Origin of the sequence: Sulfitobacter sp. AS92, assembly GCF_038900015.1 — a bacterium.
Lineage (GTDB): Bacteria > Pseudomonadota > Alphaproteobacteria > Rhodobacterales > Rhodobacteraceae > Sulfitobacter.
Map to the genome: position 1 here is coordinate 272,103 of NZ_JBBMQL010000003.1, position 19,544 is coordinate 291,646.

Genomic DNA, 19,544 nt, shown 5'->3' on the forward strand with positions numbered 1-19,544 from the left:
AGTTAATGGGGGAAGGGAATGACGCCCAGCCACATGTGGATGGCGGCGACGAGAAGGAAAAGGATCGCGGAGATGACGATCAGACGGATATAGGTGGCGCGGCCTGCGTGGGGCGGAGGGGTCCAGTTTGGCTCGGCGCGGTTGATGAGGATGACTTCGCTCATCGCCCAACCGAGCATGGTGCCGAACAGCAGGATCGCGGCGAGGTCGCCGTTGACCAGCAGGTGCGCAGTGGCCCAGATCTTGACGGCGAGCAGCTGCGGGTGGCGGGTTTTATAGGCGGGCCATGCTTTCGCGCCTTTGGCCGCACTTGAGCCGAAGACCCAGAAGGCCAGCAGCATCAGCAGGTTGTTGATATGGGTGAAGAAGCTGGGCGGGTTCCAGACCGGGATGAATTCGGCTGTGCGATAGCCCCAGATGATCAGGGCCAGCGCCACGACCAGCGCCGCCGCCACGGCACCGCGACCTGCGGTGCCCATTTCCGCGCGGGGGCCGGGCATCAAGCGTTTGAATAGATGGGCGCTGACCCAAAGGATCAGGCCGAGGATGAGAATGGTCATGAGGAGGACTCCGGGGTCATGGCTGCAATTGCCTCCAGTTTTGCCAGTGTTTCGCGGGCGGTGGCAACATGGAGATTTTCTACGATCTTGCCATCAACGACCGCCACACCTTGGCCAGCGGCTTGCGCTTCTTCGTATGCGTTGATTTGGCGGCGGGCGAGGGCGGCTTCGTCTTCCGAAGGGGTGAAGGCCGCATTGGCGATATCAAGCTGCGCCGGGTGGATTAGTGTTTTACCGTCAAAACCCATGTCGCGGCCCTGTTCGCATTCGGCGCGCAGACCTTCTTCGTCTTTGAAGGCGTTATAGACACCGTCAATAATTGCGATGCCATGCGCCTTGGCGGCCAGCAGGCAGAGGCCGAGGCCGGTGACCAGCGGCAGGCGGTCGGGGCGGAAGCGGGTTTGCAGGTCTTTGGCCAGATCGTTGGTGCCCATAACCATCGCCTGCAGTTGGCGGTGCCCGGCGATGGCGGCGGCGTTCAGCATCGCGCCTGGAGTTTCCATCATCGCCCAGAGGGGGATGTCGCCGATAATCTCGGTCAGGGCTTCGAGGTCGGCGGGAGAGCCGACCTTGGGCAGCAAAATCGCATCGGGCGTCATCGCGGCAGCGGCGCGGGCGTCATCAGCGCCCCATTCTGTGTCCAGCCCATTGATGCGCACCACGCGCATCCGTGCACCATAGCCGCCCGTTGCCAGTGCCTCGGCCAGCGTCTCGCGGGCGGCGGTCTTCTCATCAGGTGAAACCGCGTCTTCGAGATCAAATATCACCGCGTCGCAGGCCAAGCCGCGTGCCTTGTCGAGGGCGCGGGGCTTGGAGCCGGGGATATAGAGGACGGAACGAAGCGGACGGGTGGTGGCGGTCATGTGAGGCTCCTTGGGCAGGGCGGCGTAATGTCCGCCTAACATTGTTGCGTGCAGAGGGGCATTTTTGTGCGAAAACTTCAAGGCCAAATATGCCGCGACGCAGCGAACTCAAAGGCGCGGCGGTTCCGGACGGCGGGTTAACCACTCCTTTAGGCCTGAGGCGCAGTCTGCACTGCATCGCATCTGCCGATCCATCCCGTCGCACAGATGCAGTCATTTCAACCAAGGCCGCCCGCGGGGTGATGCGGAAGATCGCGCATTGCCAGTCCTTAGGGCCACGCCTTTTGATGCGAAGGCAGAAGCTATGACACGTTTAATGAAGATCATTCACCTTGCCGCCCTTACCGCGGCGTCGGCTTTGGTGCTGGCCACCACGACCGAAGCGCAGACCCCTCGCAGCTGCGCTCCGCGCGATCATGTGGTGCTGCGGTTGGCCGATGGGTATGGCGAAACGCGGCACTCGATGGGGCTGGGCGGGGACAACGCGGTGATTGAAATTTTTGCGTCTGATCAGACAGGGAGCTGGACGATCACCGTGACTGGCACCAACGGAATTACCTGTCTGGTGGCGTCCGGGCAGGGGTTTGAAGAATTGGCCGAAGGGTTACCCGCGAAGGGCAAGGACGCCTGACGCGGGCGGTAACTTTGGAATACGCAAGTTCTGCGGAATGCATAGGGCGGCCATGGGCCGCCCTTCCTATGTCTGGATATCTGTGTGCCGCGTCATTTATTTGTTCAGCCTTGGAACTGGATGAGGCCATTCGGGTTGTGGTTGCAGAAGAGCGAACAACACTCGCTCATTGGAAGGAGTATTACAATGAAACGTTTTCTGAGCACCACGGCCATCGTACTGACCATGACCGGCGCGGCCTTTGCTGACGCACATTCCGAAGGCTTTGGCAACGTCGCCATTGAGCAGACAGACTTCCTCGCCTCCGACCTGATCGGCATGCGCATTTACAACTCGGAAGCTGAGGTTGAAGCCGACGCAACCCTCGCAGCAGACGCTGAAAAAGAGTGGGATGACATTGGTGAGATCAATGACATCATCGTAACCCAAGACGGTGACGTGACTGCCGTAATCCTCGGCATTGGCGGCTTCCTTGGTATGGGCGAGCGTGACGTGTCGATCTCCATGGACAAAATCAAAATCCTGACCGACGAAGACGGCGATCGTTTCCTCGTCGTGAACACCTCGAAAGAGATGCTTGAGCAGGCGCCTGAATTCGAACGTCCCATGATGGACGGCGAGGCGATGAACAACGAAGCTATGACTGAGACCGACGATAACGTCACAGTCGTAACTGAAAATGCTGAAACCGAAACCGAGGAAATGGCCAACGAAGTAGAGGCCGAGACCGAGGAAATGGCACAAGACGCCGAAAACGCGGCTGAGAACGTCGAAGCCGAAACCGAAGAGATGGCCAACGAAGTAGAGGCCGAATCTGAGGAAATGGCAGAAGAAGCCGAAACCATGATGGAAAACGCCGAAGCTGAGACAGAAGAAGCTGTCAACGAAGCGGACGCCAACACCACCGTGATCACCGGCGACGAGACAGTTGAGCGTGAAATGCTGCCGCGTCCCGAAGTTGAGCGTGAAGGCTATGCCGCTGCCGAAGCTGGCATGATCGAACAGATGTCTGCCGATGATCTGGAAGGTTCCTATGTATATGGTGCCAACGACGAAACAGTCGGTGAAATCGACACGCTGCTGATCGGCGACAACGGCAAAATCGACCGTGTGGTCATCAACGTTGGCGGTTTCCTTGGTCTGGGCGAAAAGCCAGTGGCCGTGACATTTGACGAACTGCAGGTTCTGAAAAACGTCGAAGGTGATGATGTACGTATCTACATCGACAGCACCGAAGAGCGTCTGGAATCGCAGCCAGAGTACCAGGGCGACTAATATTTACCCCTGAGTTTCAGCAATTGGCCGCCCTTCGGGGCGGCCTTTTTCGTGGCAGGAGCAGGGTTTGGCCTCTGTGCAATGCTGCAACTTGCACGAGACCGTGCATTTCGGTATCTCCGGCGCAAATGAAACCTCTGTCGGAGACATGACCATGGCCAGACCCAAGATCGCGCTTATTGGCGCGGGGCAAATCGGCGGCACTCTCGCCCATCTCGCAGCACTGAAGGAACTGGGCGACGTTGTCCTGTTCGACATTGCCGAGGGCACACCTGAGGGCAAAGCGCTCGATATCGCTTCTTCCGGCCCTTCGGGCAAGTTCGACGCCACCATGTCGGGCACGCAGGACTATGCTGACATCGCAGGTGCAGACGTTTGCATCGTCACCGCTGGCGTTGCCCGCAAGCCCGGCATGAGCCGCGATGACCTATTGGGGATCAACCTCAAGGTTATGAAATCCGTGGGCGAGGGCATTGCCAAACACGCCCCCGACGCTTTCGTAATCTGCATCACCAACCCGCTGGACGCGATGGTTTGGGCGCTGCGCGAATTCTCGGGCCTGCCACATGAGAAAGTCTGCGGCATGGCAGGTGTGCTCGATTCCGCGCGCTTCCGTCACTTCCTCGCGTCCGAGTTCAACGTCTCCATGAAAGACGTCACTGCATTCGTGCTGGGCGGCCATGGCGATACGATGGTGCCGCTGGTGCGTTACTCCACGGTTGCCGGTATCCCGCTGCCTGATCTGGTAAAGATGGGCTGGACCACGCAGGACAAGCTTGATGCGATCGTGCAGCGTACCCGTGATGGCGGTGCCGAAATCGTTGGCCTGCTGAAAACTGGTTCGGCGTTCTACGCGCCCGCGACTTCCGCGATTGAGATGGCGGAAAGCTATCTGAAAGACCAAAAGCGCGTTTTGCCTTGTGCCGCCTATGTTGACGGCGCTTACGGTCTGAACGGTTTCTACGTGGGCGTGCCCACGGTGATCGGCGCCGGTGGTATTGAGCGTGTTGTCGAGATTTCGATGAACAAAGACGAGCAGACCATGTTCGACAATTCCGTGACCGCGGTTAAAGGTCTGGTTGAAGCCTGCAAGGGCATCGACGAAAGCCTCGCGTAAGCCATTCATGGCCTGAGATTGAAAAGCGCGTCCCTTGGGGCGCGCTTTTTTCGTTGGGGCATGTGGTGGTCCCGTTTGTGATCACACGTCAATCTGCTGTGATCACAAATATGCACCCTAAAGCCGCAGCCCATCATTTTTCCGCTAAATGACCGGCCAAATCCCGCAGATTCTCGGGAGTTCCCCGTGACAGTCCCGTAAAAACCGCTATCAAGATGCAAAGCACAGGACAAAGGACCGCGCCATGGCCGATGTGAACCGGGGTAACCGCCCGCTTTCCCCGCATATGACAATCTACCGCCCGCAATTGACCTCCATGACTTCGATCCTCACGCGGATCACTGGCAACGCGATGCTGATCACCGCGCTGCTGATCGTCTGGTGGTTCCTCGCTGCGGCCACTTCGGTTGAGTATTTCGATACGGTAAACGGGATCATGACCAGCTGGTTCGGTGACTTGGTGTTCACCCTGTCGCTCTTGGGCCTGTGGTATCACACGCTCGCCGGTATCCGGCACCTGATCTGGGACACGGGCCGCATGCTCGACGTGCCGACCGCTGAGAAGCTGGGCATCGCCGCGCTGATCGGGTCTGTCGTGCTGACCGTCCTGACCGTCATCATCGTTTGAGGAGCGAACCCATGGCTTATATGACAGACCGCAAACGCGCCCTCGGCCTCGGCTCGGCCAAAACCGGCACCGCGCATTTCTGGGCGATGAAAGTCTCTTCGCTGGCGCTTTTGGTGCTGATCCCGCTTTTTGTCTTTACCTTCGGCAGCGCCCTTGGCGGCACCTATGAAGAAATCCTCGCCTATTACGCGCGGCCATTCCCGGCCATCGTAGCGGCGCTGACGCTGATCGTGGGCTTTAAACACTTCAATGACGGCGTGCAGGTGCTGATCGAGGACTATGTCCACGGTCTCGCCAATAAAATCGCCATCATCGTGATGACCATCATCAGCTACGGCGCAGCAGCAGTCGGCGTCTTCGCCATTGCCAAGCTCGCCCTGTAAACAATACGCCCAAACGGGAGACCGATCTAATGGCAGCATATGAATATGAAACCCACGAATATGACGTTGTCGTGGTGGGGGCAGGCGGTGCTGGCCTGCGCGCGACATTGGGCATGGCGGAGCAGGGGCTGCGCACGGCTTGTATCTCCAAGGTTTTCCCAACCCGCTCGCACACTGTAGCGGCGCAGGGCGGCATCGCGGCCTCCCTGAGCAACATGGGCCCCGACAACTGGCAGTGGCATATGTATGACACGGTCAAAGGCTCTGACTGGCTGGGCGACACGGATGCGATGGAATACCTCGCCCGCGAAGCGCCCAAGGCGGTTTATGAGCTGGAACACTACGGCGTGCCGTTTTCGCGCACCGAAGAGGGCAAGATCTACCAGCGCCCCTTCGGCGGCCACACCACCGAATTCGGCGAAGGCCCCCCCGTGCAGCGCACCTGTGCTGCCGCGGACCGGACCGGCCACGCGATCCTGCACACGCTCTATGGTCAGTCGCTGAAGCAGAAGGCCGAGTTCTTCATCGAATACTTCGCAATCGACCTGATCATGTCGGATGACGGTGTCTGCCAAGGCGTGCTCTGCTGGAAGCTGGACGATGGTACTATGCATCTGTTTAGCGCCAAAATGGTGGTGCTGGCGACCGGCGGCTATGGCCGAGCGTACTTCTCGGCCACCTCGGCCCATACCTGCACCGGCGACGGTGGCGGCATGGCGGCCCGTGCGGGCCTGCCGCTGCAAGACATGGAATTCGTGCAGTTCCACCCCACCGGCATCTATGGTGCGGGCTGTCTGATCACCGAAGGCGCGCGGGGCGAGGGCGGTTATCTGACCAACTCCGAAGGCGAGCGTTTCATGGAACGCTACGCGCCGACCTACAAAGATTTGGCCTCGCGCGACGTTGTCTCGCGCTGCATGACGATGGAAATTCGCGAAGGCCGCGGTGTGGGCGAGAATAAAGATCACATTCACCTGCACCTGAACCACTTGCCGCCAGAAACGCTGGACCTGCGCCTACCGGGCATCTCTGAATCGGCGCGTATCTTTGCTGGTGTAGACCTAACGAAAGAGCCGATCCCGGTTCTGCCGACGGTGCACTACAATATGGGCGGTATCCCCACGAACTATTGGGGCGAAGTGCTGAACCCGACCGCCGACAACCCCGACGCCATCGCACCCGGCTTGATGGCCGTGGGCGAGGCGGGGTGCGCCTCCGTGCACGGGGCCAACCGCCTCGGCTCCAACTCGCTCATTGACCTCGTGGTCTTTGGTCGCGCCGCCGCGATCCGCGCCGCCAAGATCGTTGATCCCGAGACTGCCGTGCCAACGGCGAACCCGGCCTCCGTCGCCAAGGCCTTCGACCGCTTCGACGGTCTGCGCCACGCCAAGGGCGGCACACCGACCTCGGAACTGCGCCTTGAGATGCAAAAGACCATGCAGGCCGATGCTGCCGTCTTCCGCACCGACAAGACGCTGGAAGAGGGCCGCGAGAAGATGATCGAGGTCGCAGGCAAGCTCAACGACCTGCATGTCACCGACCGCAGCCTCGTGTGGAACTCTGATCTGATGGAGACGTTGGAGCTAACCAACCTCATGCCCAACGCCACCGCGACGATCACCGCCGCCGCCGCGCGCAAGGAAAGCCGTGGCGCGCACGCACACGAAGACTACCCAGATCGGAACGACGACGAATGGCGCAAGCACTCGTTGGCGTGGTTCGATGGCAATGACGCGAAACTCACCTACCGCGCCGTGCACCTCGACCCGCTGACCAAAGAAGACGAAGGCGGGATCGACATGAAAAAGATCGCCCCCAAGGCACGGGTGTATTGATGCTGCGCACCGTACTCATTGCAGCCAGCCTCACGGCGCTCACGGCCTGTGTCGAAGTTCAGCAGGTCGTGGATGACACTGCCCGCCAAGGCTCCAAAGGCGTGGTGACCGAAATCTTGGCCACCCGCTTCCCGCAGGTGCCCAAAGGGCTCATCACCCCCTTCACCGATTGCATTATCGACAATGCCGACGCGCTGGAACTGCGCGAACTGGCCCGCGCCGCTGTTGTCGGCGTAGAGGACACCACAACGGGCACTGTGCGCACGATCCTGTCGCGCCCCGAGACCCGATCCTGCCTGCTGGCCGCCGCGCCCGCAGCCGGCATGACGCTTTAGGAGACGCAAAATGGTTCAACTGACGCTTCCGAAAAACTCCCGCATGACCAGCGGTAAGACATGGCCCAAGCCTGAGGGCGCCACCAACCTGCGCGAGTTCCACGTTTATCGCTGGAACCCCGACGACGGCAAAAACCCGGCGCTGGATACCTATTTCGTCGATATGGACGATTGCGGCCCGATGATCCTCGACGCGCTGATCAAGATCAAAAACGAGATTGACCCCACGCTGACCTTCCGCCGTTCCTGCCGCGAAGGCATCTGTGGCTCTTGTGCCATGAACATCGACGGGATCAACACGCTGGCCTGTACTTACGGCATGGAAGAGATCAACGGCGTGGTTAAAATCTACCCGCTGCCGCATATGCCGGTGGTCAAGGATTTGATCCCCGATCTGACCCACTTCTATGCCCAGCACGCTTCAATCCAGCCCTGGCTCGAAACCGAGACACCGCAGCCGCGCAAAGAATGGAAGCAGTCGATCGACGACCGCGCCAAGCTCGACGGGCTCTATGAATGCATCATGTGCGCCTGCTGCTCGACATCCTGCCCCAGCTACTGGTGGAACGGCGACCGCTACCTTGGGCCAGCAGCACTGCTGCACGCCTATCGCTGGATCATCGACAGCCGCGATGAAGCCACAGGCGAGCGTCTGGATGAGTTGGAAGACCCCTTCAAACTCTACCGCTGCCACACGATCATGAACTGCGCCAAGACCTGCCCCAAGGGCCTGAACCCGGCAGCAGCGATTGCCAATATCAAGAAACTGATGGTCGAACGGACCGTCTGATCAACACCGTCTGACAACAAGGCCCGGCCAAGCGCCGGGCCTTTGGTTTGCACCATGATCCTGCCATTCGTCATCATAATCGTCTTCGTTATCGTGATGATCTTCGCCCGGCGCAACGCAGCCACACGCGACTGCCGCTGGCGCGAAGACCGCACAGGCGACAAGGGGAGCTTGCGCAAATACAAATGCGTCGCCTGCGGGGCCGAAGCTTACCGCAGCGAAGGGCCGCCTGATCGCTGCCTCAAAGGGCTCGATGCACCGCGCCTGTAAGCCGCGCTCAACGCGTCCCCCGAACAAAGCCACGCGCGCCTAACGTTCACCACAACAAAGGCAAATGGCGCGACCTTGCCGCGCCTTTTCATCCTTTTTCAAATACCGTCCGCACTCTCAGCGGGCGCGACCCTCAGGCAAATGCCGCTTCCAGCGCAATCTCAACCATATCGCCAAAGCTCTTTTCGCGGTCCTCTGAAGGCAACGCCTCACCAGTCTGCAGATGATCGCTTACGGTCAATACCGCCAGCGCCCGACGCTTGTGCCGCGCGGCCAGCGTGTAAAGTTCAGCTGCTTCCATCTCGACGCCCAGAATACCGTGGCGGACCATCTGCTCATCCAGATCAGGACGTTCGGCGTAAAAGACATCCGAGGAATAGATGCCACCGACATGGGTCTTGGCATCCAATTTCTCAGCAGCCGTCACAGCAGCGCGCAAAAGCCCCCAATCGGCACAGGGGGCATAATTTAATTCCCGAAAAATACCGGAGGAGGGAGAGGTGATTGTGCTGGCTGTCATGGCGATGATCACGTCGCGAATGCCGACATGGGGCTGCATTCCCCCGCACGAACCAATGCGGATCAAGGTCTGGGCGCCATATTCCATCATCAATTCATTGGCGTAGATCGACAGCGACGGCATGCCCATGCCGGATCCTTGGATCGTTACACGGTTGCCGCGCCAAGTCCCGGTAAAGCCCAACATGCCGCGCACTTCGTTGACCAGTTCGGCCCCTTCAAGAAAGGTCTCTGCGGCCCATTTTGCGCGGTACGGGTCGCCGGGCATTAATACGGTTTCAGCGATATCGCCGGGTTTTGCGCCAATATGGACGGTCATTTCTAACTCCTTATGTTTGGCGCATTTTGCCTGTGAGGCGCGCGGTTCACAAGGGCACTGATGGGCCGCGCGGGGATAACGTAATGTCGGCATGGGCCCTGCAAAACTGTGCCGCGTTCATTTCGGAAATTGCATTTTCACAAAAAAAAGACGCCAATGAAATCTAATTCATCGGCGTCCAATTCCCGTAAATCGAGAATAGTTTAGACCCGCATCGACTCTGGATCGGCGCCGTTTTCTACCTGGGCGCGAAACCAATTCGGTTGGCGGCCTTTTCCAGTCCAAGTCTGCGAAGAGTTTTCGGGATTGGCGAACTGGGGTTTCGATTTCGGGCCCGCAGCAACCTTGCGCGGCTTTTTCGCCTTCTTAGGTTCGGGTTTGTCGTCGGACAAGTCATTGAGGGAAAAGCCATATTCCGCCGCTGCCTTCTCGGCCGCTTTGCGTGCAGAACGCCGCTCGCGTGTCTGCGCCGCCTGCAACGCCTTTCTGACATCCGACAAAAGTTTCTCCAGATCCTTGCGGCTCATGGATTTCAGGTCTTTTTCCATATCTGTTTTTTCCTTTCCAGATTGTGCTGGTAAGGGAATTATAGAGCGAAATAGTTAATTGCACGAAAAATTTTGTGTCAAATCATTCAGCTGCAACTGCGGCGGGGTCTACTAGGGTGACGATATCATTCATAATGACATTCAATTCAAAGTCCTTTGGCGTATAAACCTGCGCCACCCCGGCGGCCCGCAAGCGGGTTGCGTCGGCTTCGGGAATAATACCACCGACGATAACCGGAATATGATTTAACCCCGCGTCGCGCATACGTTTCATCAGGTCTTCGACCAAAGGCACATGTGATCCAGAGAGAATTGAAAGACCGACCACATGGGCCTCTTCCGCTTGGGCGGCTTCGACGATTTCGGCGGGGGTGAGGCGGATGCCCTCATAGCTGATGTCCATGCCGCAATCGCGGGCGCGCACAGCGATTTGTTCGGCCCCGTTGGAATGGCCATCAAGCCCTGGTTTGCCGACAAGGAACTTAAGCCTGCGACCCAAACGATCGCTGACGGCATCTACGGCGTCGCGCAAATCTTCCAACCCTTCGGTCTTATTGGACTGGCTTGAGGAAACCCCTGTAGGTCCACGGTATTCTCCGTGAACGGCGCGCATCTGTGCGGCCCATTCGCCTGTAGTGACACCTGCTTTGGCCGCGGTGATAGACGCAGGCATGATATTGTCGCCCGCGCTGGCTGCGGCGCGTAGATCGGCCAGCGCTTGCTTGACTGCCTCCTCATCACGCGCCGCGCGCCATGCCTCAAGGCGGGCTAGCTGATCGGCCTCAGCCCCCGGATCGGATTGCATGATATCCCCGGCGCCGGTCATCAACGGAGAGGGGGCACCCTGTTGCCATTTATTAACACCAACCACGATCGTTTCACCGCTTTCTATCCGGCGTAGGCGATCGGCGTTGCTTTCGACCAGACGGCCTTTCATGTAGTCAATCGCGGAAATGGCACCGCCCATTCCGTCCAAGTTCGCCAATTCGGCCCGTGCGCCTTCTTTGAGCAATTCGACCTTGGCATCGACTGCTGGGTTGCCATCGAAAAGATCGTCGAATTCCAAAAGGTCGGTTTCATGGGCCATGATCTGTTGCATGCGCATTGACCATTGCTGGTCCCAGGGCCGGGGCAGGCCAAGCGCTTCGTTCCATGCGGGCAATTGCACGGCGCGGGCGCGGGCTTTCTTCGAAAGGGTCACGGCCAGCATTTCAATGAGAATACGGTAAACGTTATTTTCGGGCTGTTGTTCGGTTAGGCCAAGCGAATTGACCTGCACCCCATAGCGGAAACGGCGGAATTTGGGATCTTCTACACCATAACGCTCACTGCAGATTTCGTCCCAAAGGTCTACGAAAGCGCGCATTTTGCACATCTCTGTGACAAAGCGGATGCCGGCGTTCACGAAAAAGGAAATACGCCCCACCAATTGCGGAAAATCCTCGGCAGGGACACGGGGCTTTAGCGCGTCAAGCACGGCAGTGGCGGTGGCGAGGGCGAATGCTAATTCCTGTTCTGGCGTCGCGCCGGCCTCTTGCAGGTGATAGGAACAGACGTTCATCGGGTTCCATTTTGGCACGTTCTTATAACAATACTCGGCCACATCCGCGATCATCTTGAGCGACGGTGCGGGCGGGCAGATATAGGTGCCCCGGCTGAGGTATTCTTTAATCAGATCGTTTTGCACTGTGCCTTGTAGGGCTGCGACATCCGCACCCTGTTCCTCGGCCACGGCGATATATAGCGCCAGCAGCCAAGGGGCCGTCGCATTGATCGTCATAGACGTATTCATCTGCTCAAGTGGAATTCCGTCAAATAGCGCACGCATATCGCCAAGATGGTTCACCGGCACGCCGACTTTGCCAACCTCTCCGCGGCTTAACACATGGTCGCTGTCATAGCCCGTTTGGGTTGGCAGATCGAAAGCAACCGACAGGCCAGTTTGACCGCGCTCAAGGTTCGAGCGGTAGAGCGCGTTGGATGCAGCGGCGGTGGAATGGCCCGCATAGGTACGAATGAGCCAGGGGCGGTCTTTCTGCGGTTGCGTCATCGGGAGCCTCTTGAATCGGTGTGGCAATAAAGTTGCGTTACATCGTTGATAGGGGAAATAATATGCCTCTGTCAATTCGCTGCGTTGCGGCATCACCTGTGCGGCTGCGGCGCGGCCAGAAACAGATAAATATTGTTCTCTCAGCCCCGCGCTGTAAGGGTTAAGCCATGACGCAGACCGTGCAATTGCCCCTTTGGCTGTTCATCCTCATCGTGGTTTTCGCAGCCGTCACGGCGCTGAGCCACTTTCTGCTGCCTTCGGTGCGCTGGTTCTTTCGCCGGCGGCTTGAACGGGCGGTGGCGCGATTGAACAAGCGGCTCACCCGGCCCATCGAGCCGTTCAAGCTGGCGCGGCGGCATGATATGATCCAGCGGTTGATCTATGATCCGGAGGTCAGCCAAGAGATCGTCAACTACGCCCGCAGCAATGGCGTGCCGGAGAATGTCGCCTTTCAAAAAGCCCGCGAATATGCTCGCGAGATCGTGCCGCGCTTTTCGGCATTCGCTTATTTCAGCTTTGGCATCCGGCTGGCGCGGCTGTTGGCCAATGCGGTCTACCGGATCGAAACGGCAGAGAGCAACGAGACGACCTTTGCCTCCCTGCCGCGCGACGCGACGGTGGTTTTCGTGATGAACCACCGCTCGAATATGGATTACATGCTGGTGACCTATCTCGCCGCGCGGTCCTCAGCGCTGAGCTATGCGGTGGGGGAGTGGGCGCGGGTCTGGCCGTTGAGTATTTTGATCCGCTCTTTGGGCGCTTACTTTATCCGGCGGCGATCGCGCGGGGCGCTCTATCGTAAGGTGCTGGCGCGCTATGTGCAGATGGCCACGGCAGGCGGGGTGACGCAGGCGTTCTATCCCGAAGGGGGGCTCAGCTTAACTGGCGCGCTGCAGCCGCCCAAGGTGGGGTTGCTGTCTTATGTGGTGGAAGGGTTCGACCCCGAAGGCGAGCGCGACATCATCTTTGTGCCGGTGGCGATTAACTATGACCGGGTGCTCGAAGACCGCGTGTTGATCGCCGCCGGGCAGCGGGGCGACCGACGCTTTGGCGCGCGGATCACGGTGATTGTGGGGTTCGTCTTGCGCAAGATGTGGCGGCGGATGCGCGGGCATGACACGCGGTTTGGCACCGCTGCGGTGACTTTTGGTGATCCGCTGTCCTTGCGGCGCGCGGGCGCGGATGTGCCGGTCACTGTGCTTTCTGAAATGTTGATGGACCGGATCGCGGAGGCGATGCCGGTGCTGACCGTGCCCTTGATCGCGCGGGTGATGTTGCAAGAAACCGCGCCGTTGAAGCACGCCGATCTGCTTGCGAAAGTAGAGGCCACGCTGCAGCAGATGCCAGCACGCAACCGCGTGCCGAAACCTGATGTTCTTCCTGAACGTGTCGCCCGTGCCGCTGCCAGACTGAAAAAACGCGGCGTCATTTCTGAGACTGAGCATGGGCTGCAAGTGATGGCAGGGCAGGAGCCGGTTTTGGCGTTCTATGCGAATTCTATTGCGCATTTCTCTAACGGGGATGCTGCACCTGCGGCGCAAAATGCTGCAGCTGCTGGGTCATAAAATTACAAAAGTAGACTTCTAGGGGTTGCAATGTTGCGCGGTGGGCCATATCCCAAAGGGGAGCCGACGCGATTCTGCAGTGCGGCACAGACCTTGTAGACACAGATTACCGGCAGGAGGCCCACATGGCACTGGATACGAAACACGCCGACTATGACGCCCCGCAAAAAGACCTCTATGAAGTGGGCGAAATGCCCCCAATGGGTCATGTCCCGAAACAGATGTATGCTTGGGCGATCCGCCGCGAGCGTCACGGCGACCCGGACAGCGCGATGTTGCAGGAAGTTGTTGATGTGCCAGAGCTCGACAGCCAAGATGTGCTGGTTTTGGTTATGGCGGCAGGGATCAACTATAACGGTGTCTGGGCTGCGCGCGGCGTGCCGATCAGCCCTTTTGACGGTCACCAGCAGCCCTATCACATCGCCGGTTCCGATGCTTCGGGCATCGTTTGGGCGGTAGGTGATAAGGTCACGCGTTGGAAGGTCGGCGATGAGGTCGTGATCCATTGCAACCAAGACGACGGCGACGATGAGGAGTGCAACGGCGGCGACCCGATGTATTCCCCCAGCCAGCGGATCTGGGGTTATGAGACACCGGATGGGTCATTCTCGCAGTTCACCCGCGTTCAAAGCCAACAGCTTATGCCGCGCCCCAAGCATCTGACATGGGAAGAGAGTGCGTGCTACACGCTGACGCTGGCCACCGCTTACCGGATGCTTTTTGGCCATGAACCGCATGACCTGAAGCCCGGTCAAAACGTGTTGGTCTGGGGCGCGTCCGGCGGTTTGGGCTCTTATGCGATTCAGTTGATCAACACGGCAGGCGCCAATGCGATTGGCGTCATCTCAGATGAAAGCAAACGCCAGTTCGTGATGGATTTGGGGGCCAAGGGCGTCTTGAACCGCAAGGATTTCAAATGCTGGGGCCAGTTGCCCACGGTGAACACGCCGGAATACAAAGAATGGTTCAATGAGACCCGCAAGTTCGGCAAGGCCATCTGGGACATCACCGGTAAGGGTGTGAACGTCGACATGGTGTTCGAACACCCCGGCGAGGCGACTTTCCCGGTTTCGACCTTCGTGGTGAAAAAAGGCGGCATGGTCGTGATCTGCGCGGGCACGAGCGGGTTCAACCTGACCTTCGACGTGCGCTACATGTGGATGCACCAGAAGCGTTTGCAGGGCAGCCACTTTGCCCACCTCAAGCAGGCAAGTGCGGCTAACAAACTGATGATGGAACGCCGCCTTGATCCCTGCATGTCCGAGGTCTTTAGCTGGGCTGATCTGCCTGAGGCGCATATGAAGATGATGCGCAATGAGCATAAGCCGGGCAACATGTCTGTCTTGGTGCAGGCGCCGACGACCGGACTGCGTACACTCGAAGACGCGGTGATGGCCCGCGACTAAGCCTGACCCATTGATGAAATTAGGAACCCCCGTGGCCTTGGCCGCGGGGGTTTTCGTTTGCCCCTCAGGGGAAACAGAGGCTTAGGCGCAGCCGGTCCCGCCATTTACGGGGGGGTAAAATGCGCGGATGGTGCGAAATCACGTACATGCTAAGGTTGTATTAATCTGCCATTAACCAAAACCGGGCGACCCTCATGCAAGACGATTGGATATTGGACGTATTGGCCGATCTAAGGGCTTTCGCCACGGCAAACCATCTGCCCCGCACGGCGGAACAGTTGGACGACGCGGCGCTTATTGCTCTGGCTGAAATGTCCGCGCAGCGCGAGAGGATCGCAGGCAGGCCGCATGAAGATAGAGCCGCATCTGGAACAGATTTGGGAAAGGCTGGCTCAGGCTGATGGGCAGGCCGCGCTTGGGCAGGTAAGCGAAGCCCTGCGCGACCACTATGGCATTTTGCATGTTGTCTATCATTGGATCGACACGGCGGGCGAACAGTATGGCTGCGGCACCTATGGGGCGCTTTGGTCCGAGCGGTACCACGAACACAATTACCTGCGCATCGATCCGGTGGTCAGCGGCTGCTATCGCCGGTTTGAGCCGGTGGATTGGAAAGACCTTGATTGGACCTCGCGGGCGGCGCGGAAATTCCGCCGGGATGCATCGGATCATGGCGTGGGCAATCAGGGGTTTTCGGTGCCTGTACGCGGGCCGCATGGGCAATTTGCGCTGTTTACGACAAACCACAGCTGCACCGATGCCCTTTGGGCAAGTTTCACCGCCCGGCACCGGCGCGACTTGATCTGGGCGGCACATTGTTTCAACGAAAAGGCGCTCGCGCTCGCGCCAAACCGCAGGCCGGGGGCGGTGCAGGCGTTGTCACCCCGCGAGGTGGATGCAATGACGCTACTGGCGGTGGGCTATAACCGTGCGCAGGTCGCCCAGCGACTGTCGATCTCGGAACACACGCTGCGCGCCTATGTCGAAAGCGCCCGGTTCAAACTGGGTGCCTCAAACACCACCCACGCGGTCGCGCGGGCGCTAAGCCGGGGATTGATCGTGGTTTAAGCGAGCTATTTGAGCGGAATCGCGGGCAGGCAGGGCGAAGCCATCTGGCCCCCGGCGCGGGGCTCAATTAGGGTCGCCCAATGACATCTACCGCGCTGACCTATTCCGAAGACCAAGCCGCCGCCCATGATAAGGTGGCTGAAATGCTGCGCTCTGCGGGCATTGATTTGGACGATTCATTGCTGATGCCGCCTGCAGGCGGGCCGGATCAGGTGATGGCGGTGACGGGCAAGGCCGGATCGGGCAAAACGCTGCTGTTGGCCGAGCTTTATCGTGCCTTGGAAGCGGCGGGCGTCGACATCGTTTCGGGCGATTACGAATCGCGCAAGAAGCGCGAGAAACGCACGCTGGCGATCCTCGCGCCGACGAACAAAGCGGCAAGCGTGCTGCGCCTGCGCGGCGTGCCTGCGACGACGATCCACCGCATTCTCTATACACCGGTTTATCACCCCGAATACGAGCGCATCGCTGAATGGCTGACGGGCAACGGTGAGAAACCTAACATTGAGGGGCTTAGCGATATCGCCCTTGACCGAGCCGCCGCGTTTTTCGCAAACAACAAATCTGTGCCGGGCGCCTTGGCGGCGGCGGGCTTGCGCGGCAGCGACTTTATCACCGGGTGGAAGCGCCGCGAAGACCCGCTGGATATCGGATTTGTCGACGAAAGCTCGATGCTGGATGACAAGCAGTTCGAAGACCTGAAAGAGATTTTCCCGACGCTTCTGCTGTTCGGCGATCCTGCGCAGTTGGCCCCAGTGGGGCAGTCGGGCACAATGGTGTTTGAGAAGCTGCCCGAGAAACGGGTGCTGAACCTTAACCGCATCCACCGGCAGCAAGCTGACAACCCGATCCTCGATCTGGCCCATGCGCTGGCCGATCCTCAGCTTGAGTTTCATGATTTTGAGCGGATGATCGAAGACGCCGCGCGCCGCGATGACCGGGTGGTCTGGGGCCAGCGAGTTGAGGTCGATCTGATGGCGCGCAGCCCGGTACTGGTCTGGCGCAACGCGACGCGCATCCGGCTGATCAACGCATTCCGTGCGGTGCACGGTGCGCCCGAAGATGCGCTGCTGGCCGGTGAGCCGCTGATCTGCGACGGGATCGAACTGCCCTTGAAACACCGCAAGAAGCGGTTGGATCTAGAGGCGCGCGGCCTGATCAAAGGCGCGCAGGTGGTCTATCTAGGCGAGGGGCGCAAGCCGGGGTTCAGCCGCCTGCACGTCCTAGGTGCCGAAGACCCGCAGGTGAGTGCCGCGTCGATCGTGAAGATCGAGAAACCGGATGAGGAAGAGCCTTTCATCCCCTTCGCAGCGCGGATGGGGGCTACGTTTCTGCACGGCGCTGCTGTGACGATCCATAAGGCGCAGGGCAGCCAGTGGGAAAGCGTGCAGGTCTTTGCGCCCGATCTTTATGCTGCCGCGCGAATGGGGCGAAGTGAGGCCGGGCAACCGCTTTGGAAACGGCTTGCCTACGTTGCCATCACCCGCGCGCAGGAGCGGCTGATCTGGGTGGTGCGCAACCGGTTAAGCAAACCATCTGGGCCGCTGCGCGTCGATGATCTGCGCGCCGCTCCGGCCGCAGCGCTGACGTTGGAGGCGACCGAAGACGGCGCGGCTTAGCGGCGCAGCAACCCGAAGACCGCTGAGGCAACCCAGCCCGCCGAAACGGCGATAAACAGCGACAGCAGCCCGTAGATAAACGCTTGTTCGTGGGCAAGGTTGAACAGCCACCGCTCCATCCCGACTTTGCGCACGTCGATCACCGTCTCATACTGCGCGACCACATCGCCGCCACGGGTCAAGAAAATCCGCGTGTCATAGGCGCCTTCGGTGAGGGAGGCGGGTAGGGCCACGGCGGCGCGGAAGAGGGTCTGTTCGTCAACCTTCACGCCGTCTTCGATGACTTGGTAAAGGTTCGAAGCCGTGCGCACGCGGATTAGGGCTTCGGTGAATTTAACCGGGTTTTCGATCTCCATCGGGGCCCCGACCGAGCGGATGGCGCGGGGGATGGAGATGCGGTGGCGCAGGTCTTCGATGCGTTTAAGCACTTCGGACAGCGGGCCAGAGGTGACCACCGCATAGAAGCTCGGCGCGCGGTCGACCTCGACGGCGTCCACGTTGACCCAGATGCCAAACCGCCGCTCCTTGCGCCGCACCATGATCGGGGTCGAGGGGCCAGAAACGGTCATGACCACCTCAAGCGGCGCGCCTTCGGGGATCGGAGTTTCACGTTTGACAGCGCCATAGACGAGAATTTCGGACCCATCGAAATTGGTGGTGATGGAGACTTCGGCTTGGCTGAGGCCCAGCACGATCTCCTCTTCCGCCGTGGCGGTGAGAGCTGTGAACAACAGGCCAACGAATGCGAAAACTGCGCGGATCATTCTGCCGCCACCGGGCTGAGGGAATAGAGCTCGGCCGGTTCCAACAGCAGATCAAGCGCAAGCTTGCCGCAGACCGCGAGGACCAGCACCGCCAGCAAGATGCGCAACTGTTCGGCCTGCATCCGCACGCCGATCCGCGTACCGACCTGTGCGCCCAACACCCCGCCGACCAGCAAAAGCACTGCCAGCACGATGTCGACCGTCTGGTTGGTGGTCGCGTGCAGCATGGTGGTAAAACCGGTCACGAAAATGATCTGCAACAGCGAGGTGCCAATCACGACCTTGGTCGGCATGCCCAGCAGATAAATCATCGCAGGCACCATGATAAAGCCGCCGCCGACGCCCATGATGGCCGAGAGCATCCCGACCGCTGCGCCAACCAACACGGGCGGGATTACCGAGATATAAAGACCTGAAACGCGGAAACGCAGCTTGAAGGGCAGGCCGTGAACCCAATAATGCTTTTTGCGCTGCACGCGCCCGCCCTTACGGCTGCGGCGGATGGCGCGGAGCGATTCAAAGAACATCAGCCCGCCGATGATGCCCAGAAAGATCACGTAGCAAAGGGTCACCAGCAGATCGACCTGACCGAGCGACTTTAGGTAGTTAAAGATAAACATGCCAATGCCGGAGCCGATCAGACCCCCAGCCAGCAGCACCCAGCCCATTCGGAAATCCACCGTGCGTCGTTTCAGATGTGCGAGCAGGGCCGAAAAAGACGACGCAACGATCTGGTTGGTCGAGGTGGCCACGGCCACGGCAGGGGGGATGCCGACAAAGAAGAGCAGCGGGGTGATCAGAAACCCGCCGCCGACGCCAAACATGCCTGACAAGATGCCCACAATTCCGCCCAATCCTAGAAGGAGAAAGGCGTTAACCGATACTTCGGCAATGGGCAGGTAGATTTGCATGACGTTTCCTAGCCCTGAACGGCCGCGCGATTCAAGATAGCGCGTCGCAGTGATGCGACCCTTAGAATATGTTGCGCCGATCCGGCCC

At 59.5% G+C, this 19,544-nt stretch carries 20 protein-coding genes; 13 read left to right on the forward strand and 7 right to left on the reverse strand.

Going from position 1 to position 19,544, the window contains the following annotated elements; all coding sequences use genetic code 11:
• Nucleotides 1-2: 2 nt before the first annotated feature.
• The gene (locus tag WNY61_RS07465; RefSeq protein ID WP_342850844.1) at nt 3-560 is read right to left on the reverse strand and encodes an NnrU family protein; all 558 of its coding nucleotides are present in this window, start codon (nt 558-560) and stop codon (nt 3-5) included.
• The gene (locus tag WNY61_RS07470) at nt 557-1,423 is read right to left on the reverse strand and encodes a CoA ester lyase (protein ID WP_342850845.1); all 867 of its coding nucleotides are present in this window, start codon (nt 1,421-1,423) and stop codon (nt 557-559) included. The genes WNY61_RS07465 and WNY61_RS07470 overlap by 4 nt, the downstream gene beginning before the upstream one ends.
• Before the next feature lie 304 nt (nt 1,424-1,727).
• Here WNY61_RS07470 and WNY61_RS07475 point away from each other — a divergent pair, with 304 nt between their 5' ends.
• The 9 genes from WNY61_RS07475 (at nt 1,728) to WNY61_RS07515 (ending at nt 8,687) form a co-directional block, all read left to right on the forward strand.
• The gene (locus WNY61_RS07475) at nt 1,728-2,054 is read left to right on the forward strand and encodes a hypothetical protein (RefSeq protein ID WP_342850846.1); all 327 of its coding nucleotides are present in this window, start codon (nt 1,728-1,730) and stop codon (nt 2,052-2,054) included.
• A gap of 186 nt (nt 2,055-2,240) precedes the next feature.
• The gene (locus tag WNY61_RS07480) at nt 2,241-3,329 is read left to right on the forward strand and encodes a PRC-barrel domain-containing protein (protein WP_342850847.1); all 1,089 of its coding nucleotides are present in this window, start codon (nt 2,241-2,243) and stop codon (nt 3,327-3,329) included.
• Between the two features lie 154 nt (nt 3,330-3,483).
• On the forward strand, nt 3,484-4,446 hold the full coding sequence (gene mdh, locus WNY61_RS07485) for a malate dehydrogenase (protein WP_007117565.1): 963 nt from the start codon (nt 3,484-3,486) through the stop codon (nt 4,444-4,446).
• A gap of 244 nt (nt 4,447-4,690) precedes the next feature.
• A complete protein-coding gene (sdhC, locus tag WNY61_RS07490) occupies nt 4,691-5,074 on the forward strand; it encodes a succinate dehydrogenase, cytochrome b556 subunit (RefSeq protein WP_007117564.1) in 384 nt (127 codons plus the stop codon).
• 11 nt (nt 5,075-5,085) lie between these two features.
• Nucleotides 5,086-5,457, forward strand: a complete 372-nt coding sequence (sdhD, locus tag WNY61_RS07495; protein ID WP_040700195.1) for a succinate dehydrogenase, hydrophobic membrane anchor protein — start codon at nt 5,086-5,088, stop codon at nt 5,455-5,457.
• 29 nt (nt 5,458-5,486) lie between these two features.
• The gene (gene sdhA / locus WNY61_RS07500; protein ID WP_342850848.1) at nt 5,487-7,292 is read left to right on the forward strand and encodes a succinate dehydrogenase flavoprotein subunit; all 1,806 of its coding nucleotides are present in this window, start codon (nt 5,487-5,489) and stop codon (nt 7,290-7,292) included.
• Nucleotides 7,292-7,627: a hypothetical protein gene (locus WNY61_RS07505; protein WP_342850849.1), complete on the forward strand. Its 336-nt coding sequence runs from the start codon at nt 7,292-7,294 to the stop codon at nt 7,625-7,627. The genes sdhA and WNY61_RS07505 overlap by 1 nt, the downstream gene beginning before the upstream one ends.
• Nucleotides 7,628-7,637: 10 nt before the next feature.
• Nucleotides 7,638-8,417 (forward strand): succinate dehydrogenase iron-sulfur subunit, encoded by a 780-nt coding sequence (locus WNY61_RS07510; RefSeq protein ID WP_342850850.1) that lies wholly within the window; start codon nt 7,638-7,640, stop codon nt 8,415-8,417.
• A gap of 54 nt (nt 8,418-8,471) precedes the next feature.
• Nucleotides 8,472-8,687 (forward strand): hypothetical protein, encoded by a 216-nt coding sequence (locus tag WNY61_RS07515; protein WP_342850851.1) that lies wholly within the window; start codon nt 8,472-8,474, stop codon nt 8,685-8,687.
• Between the two features lie 133 nt (nt 8,688-8,820).
• Here WNY61_RS07515 and deoD read toward each other — a convergent pair whose 3' ends face one another.
• The 3 genes from deoD to WNY61_RS07530 all read right to left on the reverse strand — a co-directional run bounded on the left by deoD (nt 8,821) and on the right by WNY61_RS07530 (nt 12,123).
• Nucleotides 8,821-9,525, reverse strand: coding sequence for a purine-nucleoside phosphorylase (gene deoD, locus WNY61_RS07520; protein WP_342850852.1), 705 nt, complete (start codon nt 9,523-9,525; stop codon nt 8,821-8,823).
• A 203-nt stretch (nt 9,526-9,728) separates the two neighbouring features.
• Complete coding sequence (locus WNY61_RS07525) at nt 9,729-10,073, reverse strand: H-NS histone family protein (RefSeq protein WP_342850853.1); 345 nt, start codon at nt 10,071-10,073, stop codon at nt 9,729-9,731.
• Nucleotides 10,074-10,155: 82 nt separating this feature from the next.
• Nucleotides 10,156-12,123, reverse strand: a complete 1,968-nt coding sequence (locus tag WNY61_RS07530) for a protein meaA (protein WP_342850854.1) — start codon at nt 12,121-12,123, stop codon at nt 10,156-10,158.
• A 167-nt stretch (nt 12,124-12,290) separates the two neighbouring features.
• Here WNY61_RS07530 and WNY61_RS07535 point away from each other — a divergent pair, with 167 nt between their 5' ends.
• From WNY61_RS07535 to WNY61_RS07550, 4 genes are all read left to right on the forward strand, one after another.
• The gene (locus tag WNY61_RS07535; RefSeq protein WP_342850855.1) at nt 12,291-13,688 is read left to right on the forward strand and encodes a 1-acyl-sn-glycerol-3-phosphate acyltransferase; all 1,398 of its coding nucleotides are present in this window, start codon (nt 12,291-12,293) and stop codon (nt 13,686-13,688) included.
• Nucleotides 13,689-13,813: 125 nt separating this feature from the next.
• Nucleotides 13,814-15,094: a crotonyl-CoA carboxylase/reductase gene (gene ccrA, locus WNY61_RS07540; RefSeq protein ID WP_342850856.1), complete on the forward strand. Its 1,281-nt coding sequence runs from the start codon at nt 13,814-13,816 to the stop codon at nt 15,092-15,094.
• 348 nt (nt 15,095-15,442) lie between these two features.
• Entirely contained in the window at nt 15,443-16,162 is a 720-nt protein-coding gene (locus tag WNY61_RS07545; protein WP_342850857.1) for a LuxR family transcriptional regulator, read from the forward strand.
• A gap of 80 nt (nt 16,163-16,242) precedes the next feature.
• Nucleotides 16,243-17,781: an AAA family ATPase gene (locus WNY61_RS07550; RefSeq protein WP_342850858.1), complete on the forward strand. Its 1,539-nt coding sequence runs from the start codon at nt 16,243-16,245 to the stop codon at nt 17,779-17,781.
• On the opposite strand, the gene WNY61_RS07555 is transcribed toward WNY61_RS07550, so the two are convergent.
• The gene (locus WNY61_RS07555) at nt 17,778-18,545 is read right to left on the reverse strand and encodes a TIGR02186 family protein (RefSeq protein WP_342850859.1); all 768 of its coding nucleotides are present in this window, start codon (nt 18,543-18,545) and stop codon (nt 17,778-17,780) included. The genes WNY61_RS07550 and WNY61_RS07555 overlap by 4 nt on opposite strands.
• Nucleotides 18,542-19,456, reverse strand: coding sequence for a sulfite exporter TauE/SafE family protein (locus WNY61_RS07560; protein ID WP_342850860.1), 915 nt, complete (start codon nt 19,454-19,456; stop codon nt 18,542-18,544). Before WNY61_RS07560 ends, WNY61_RS07555 begins: the two co-directional genes overlap by 4 nt.
• Nucleotides 19,457-19,544: the final 88 nt, after the last annotated feature.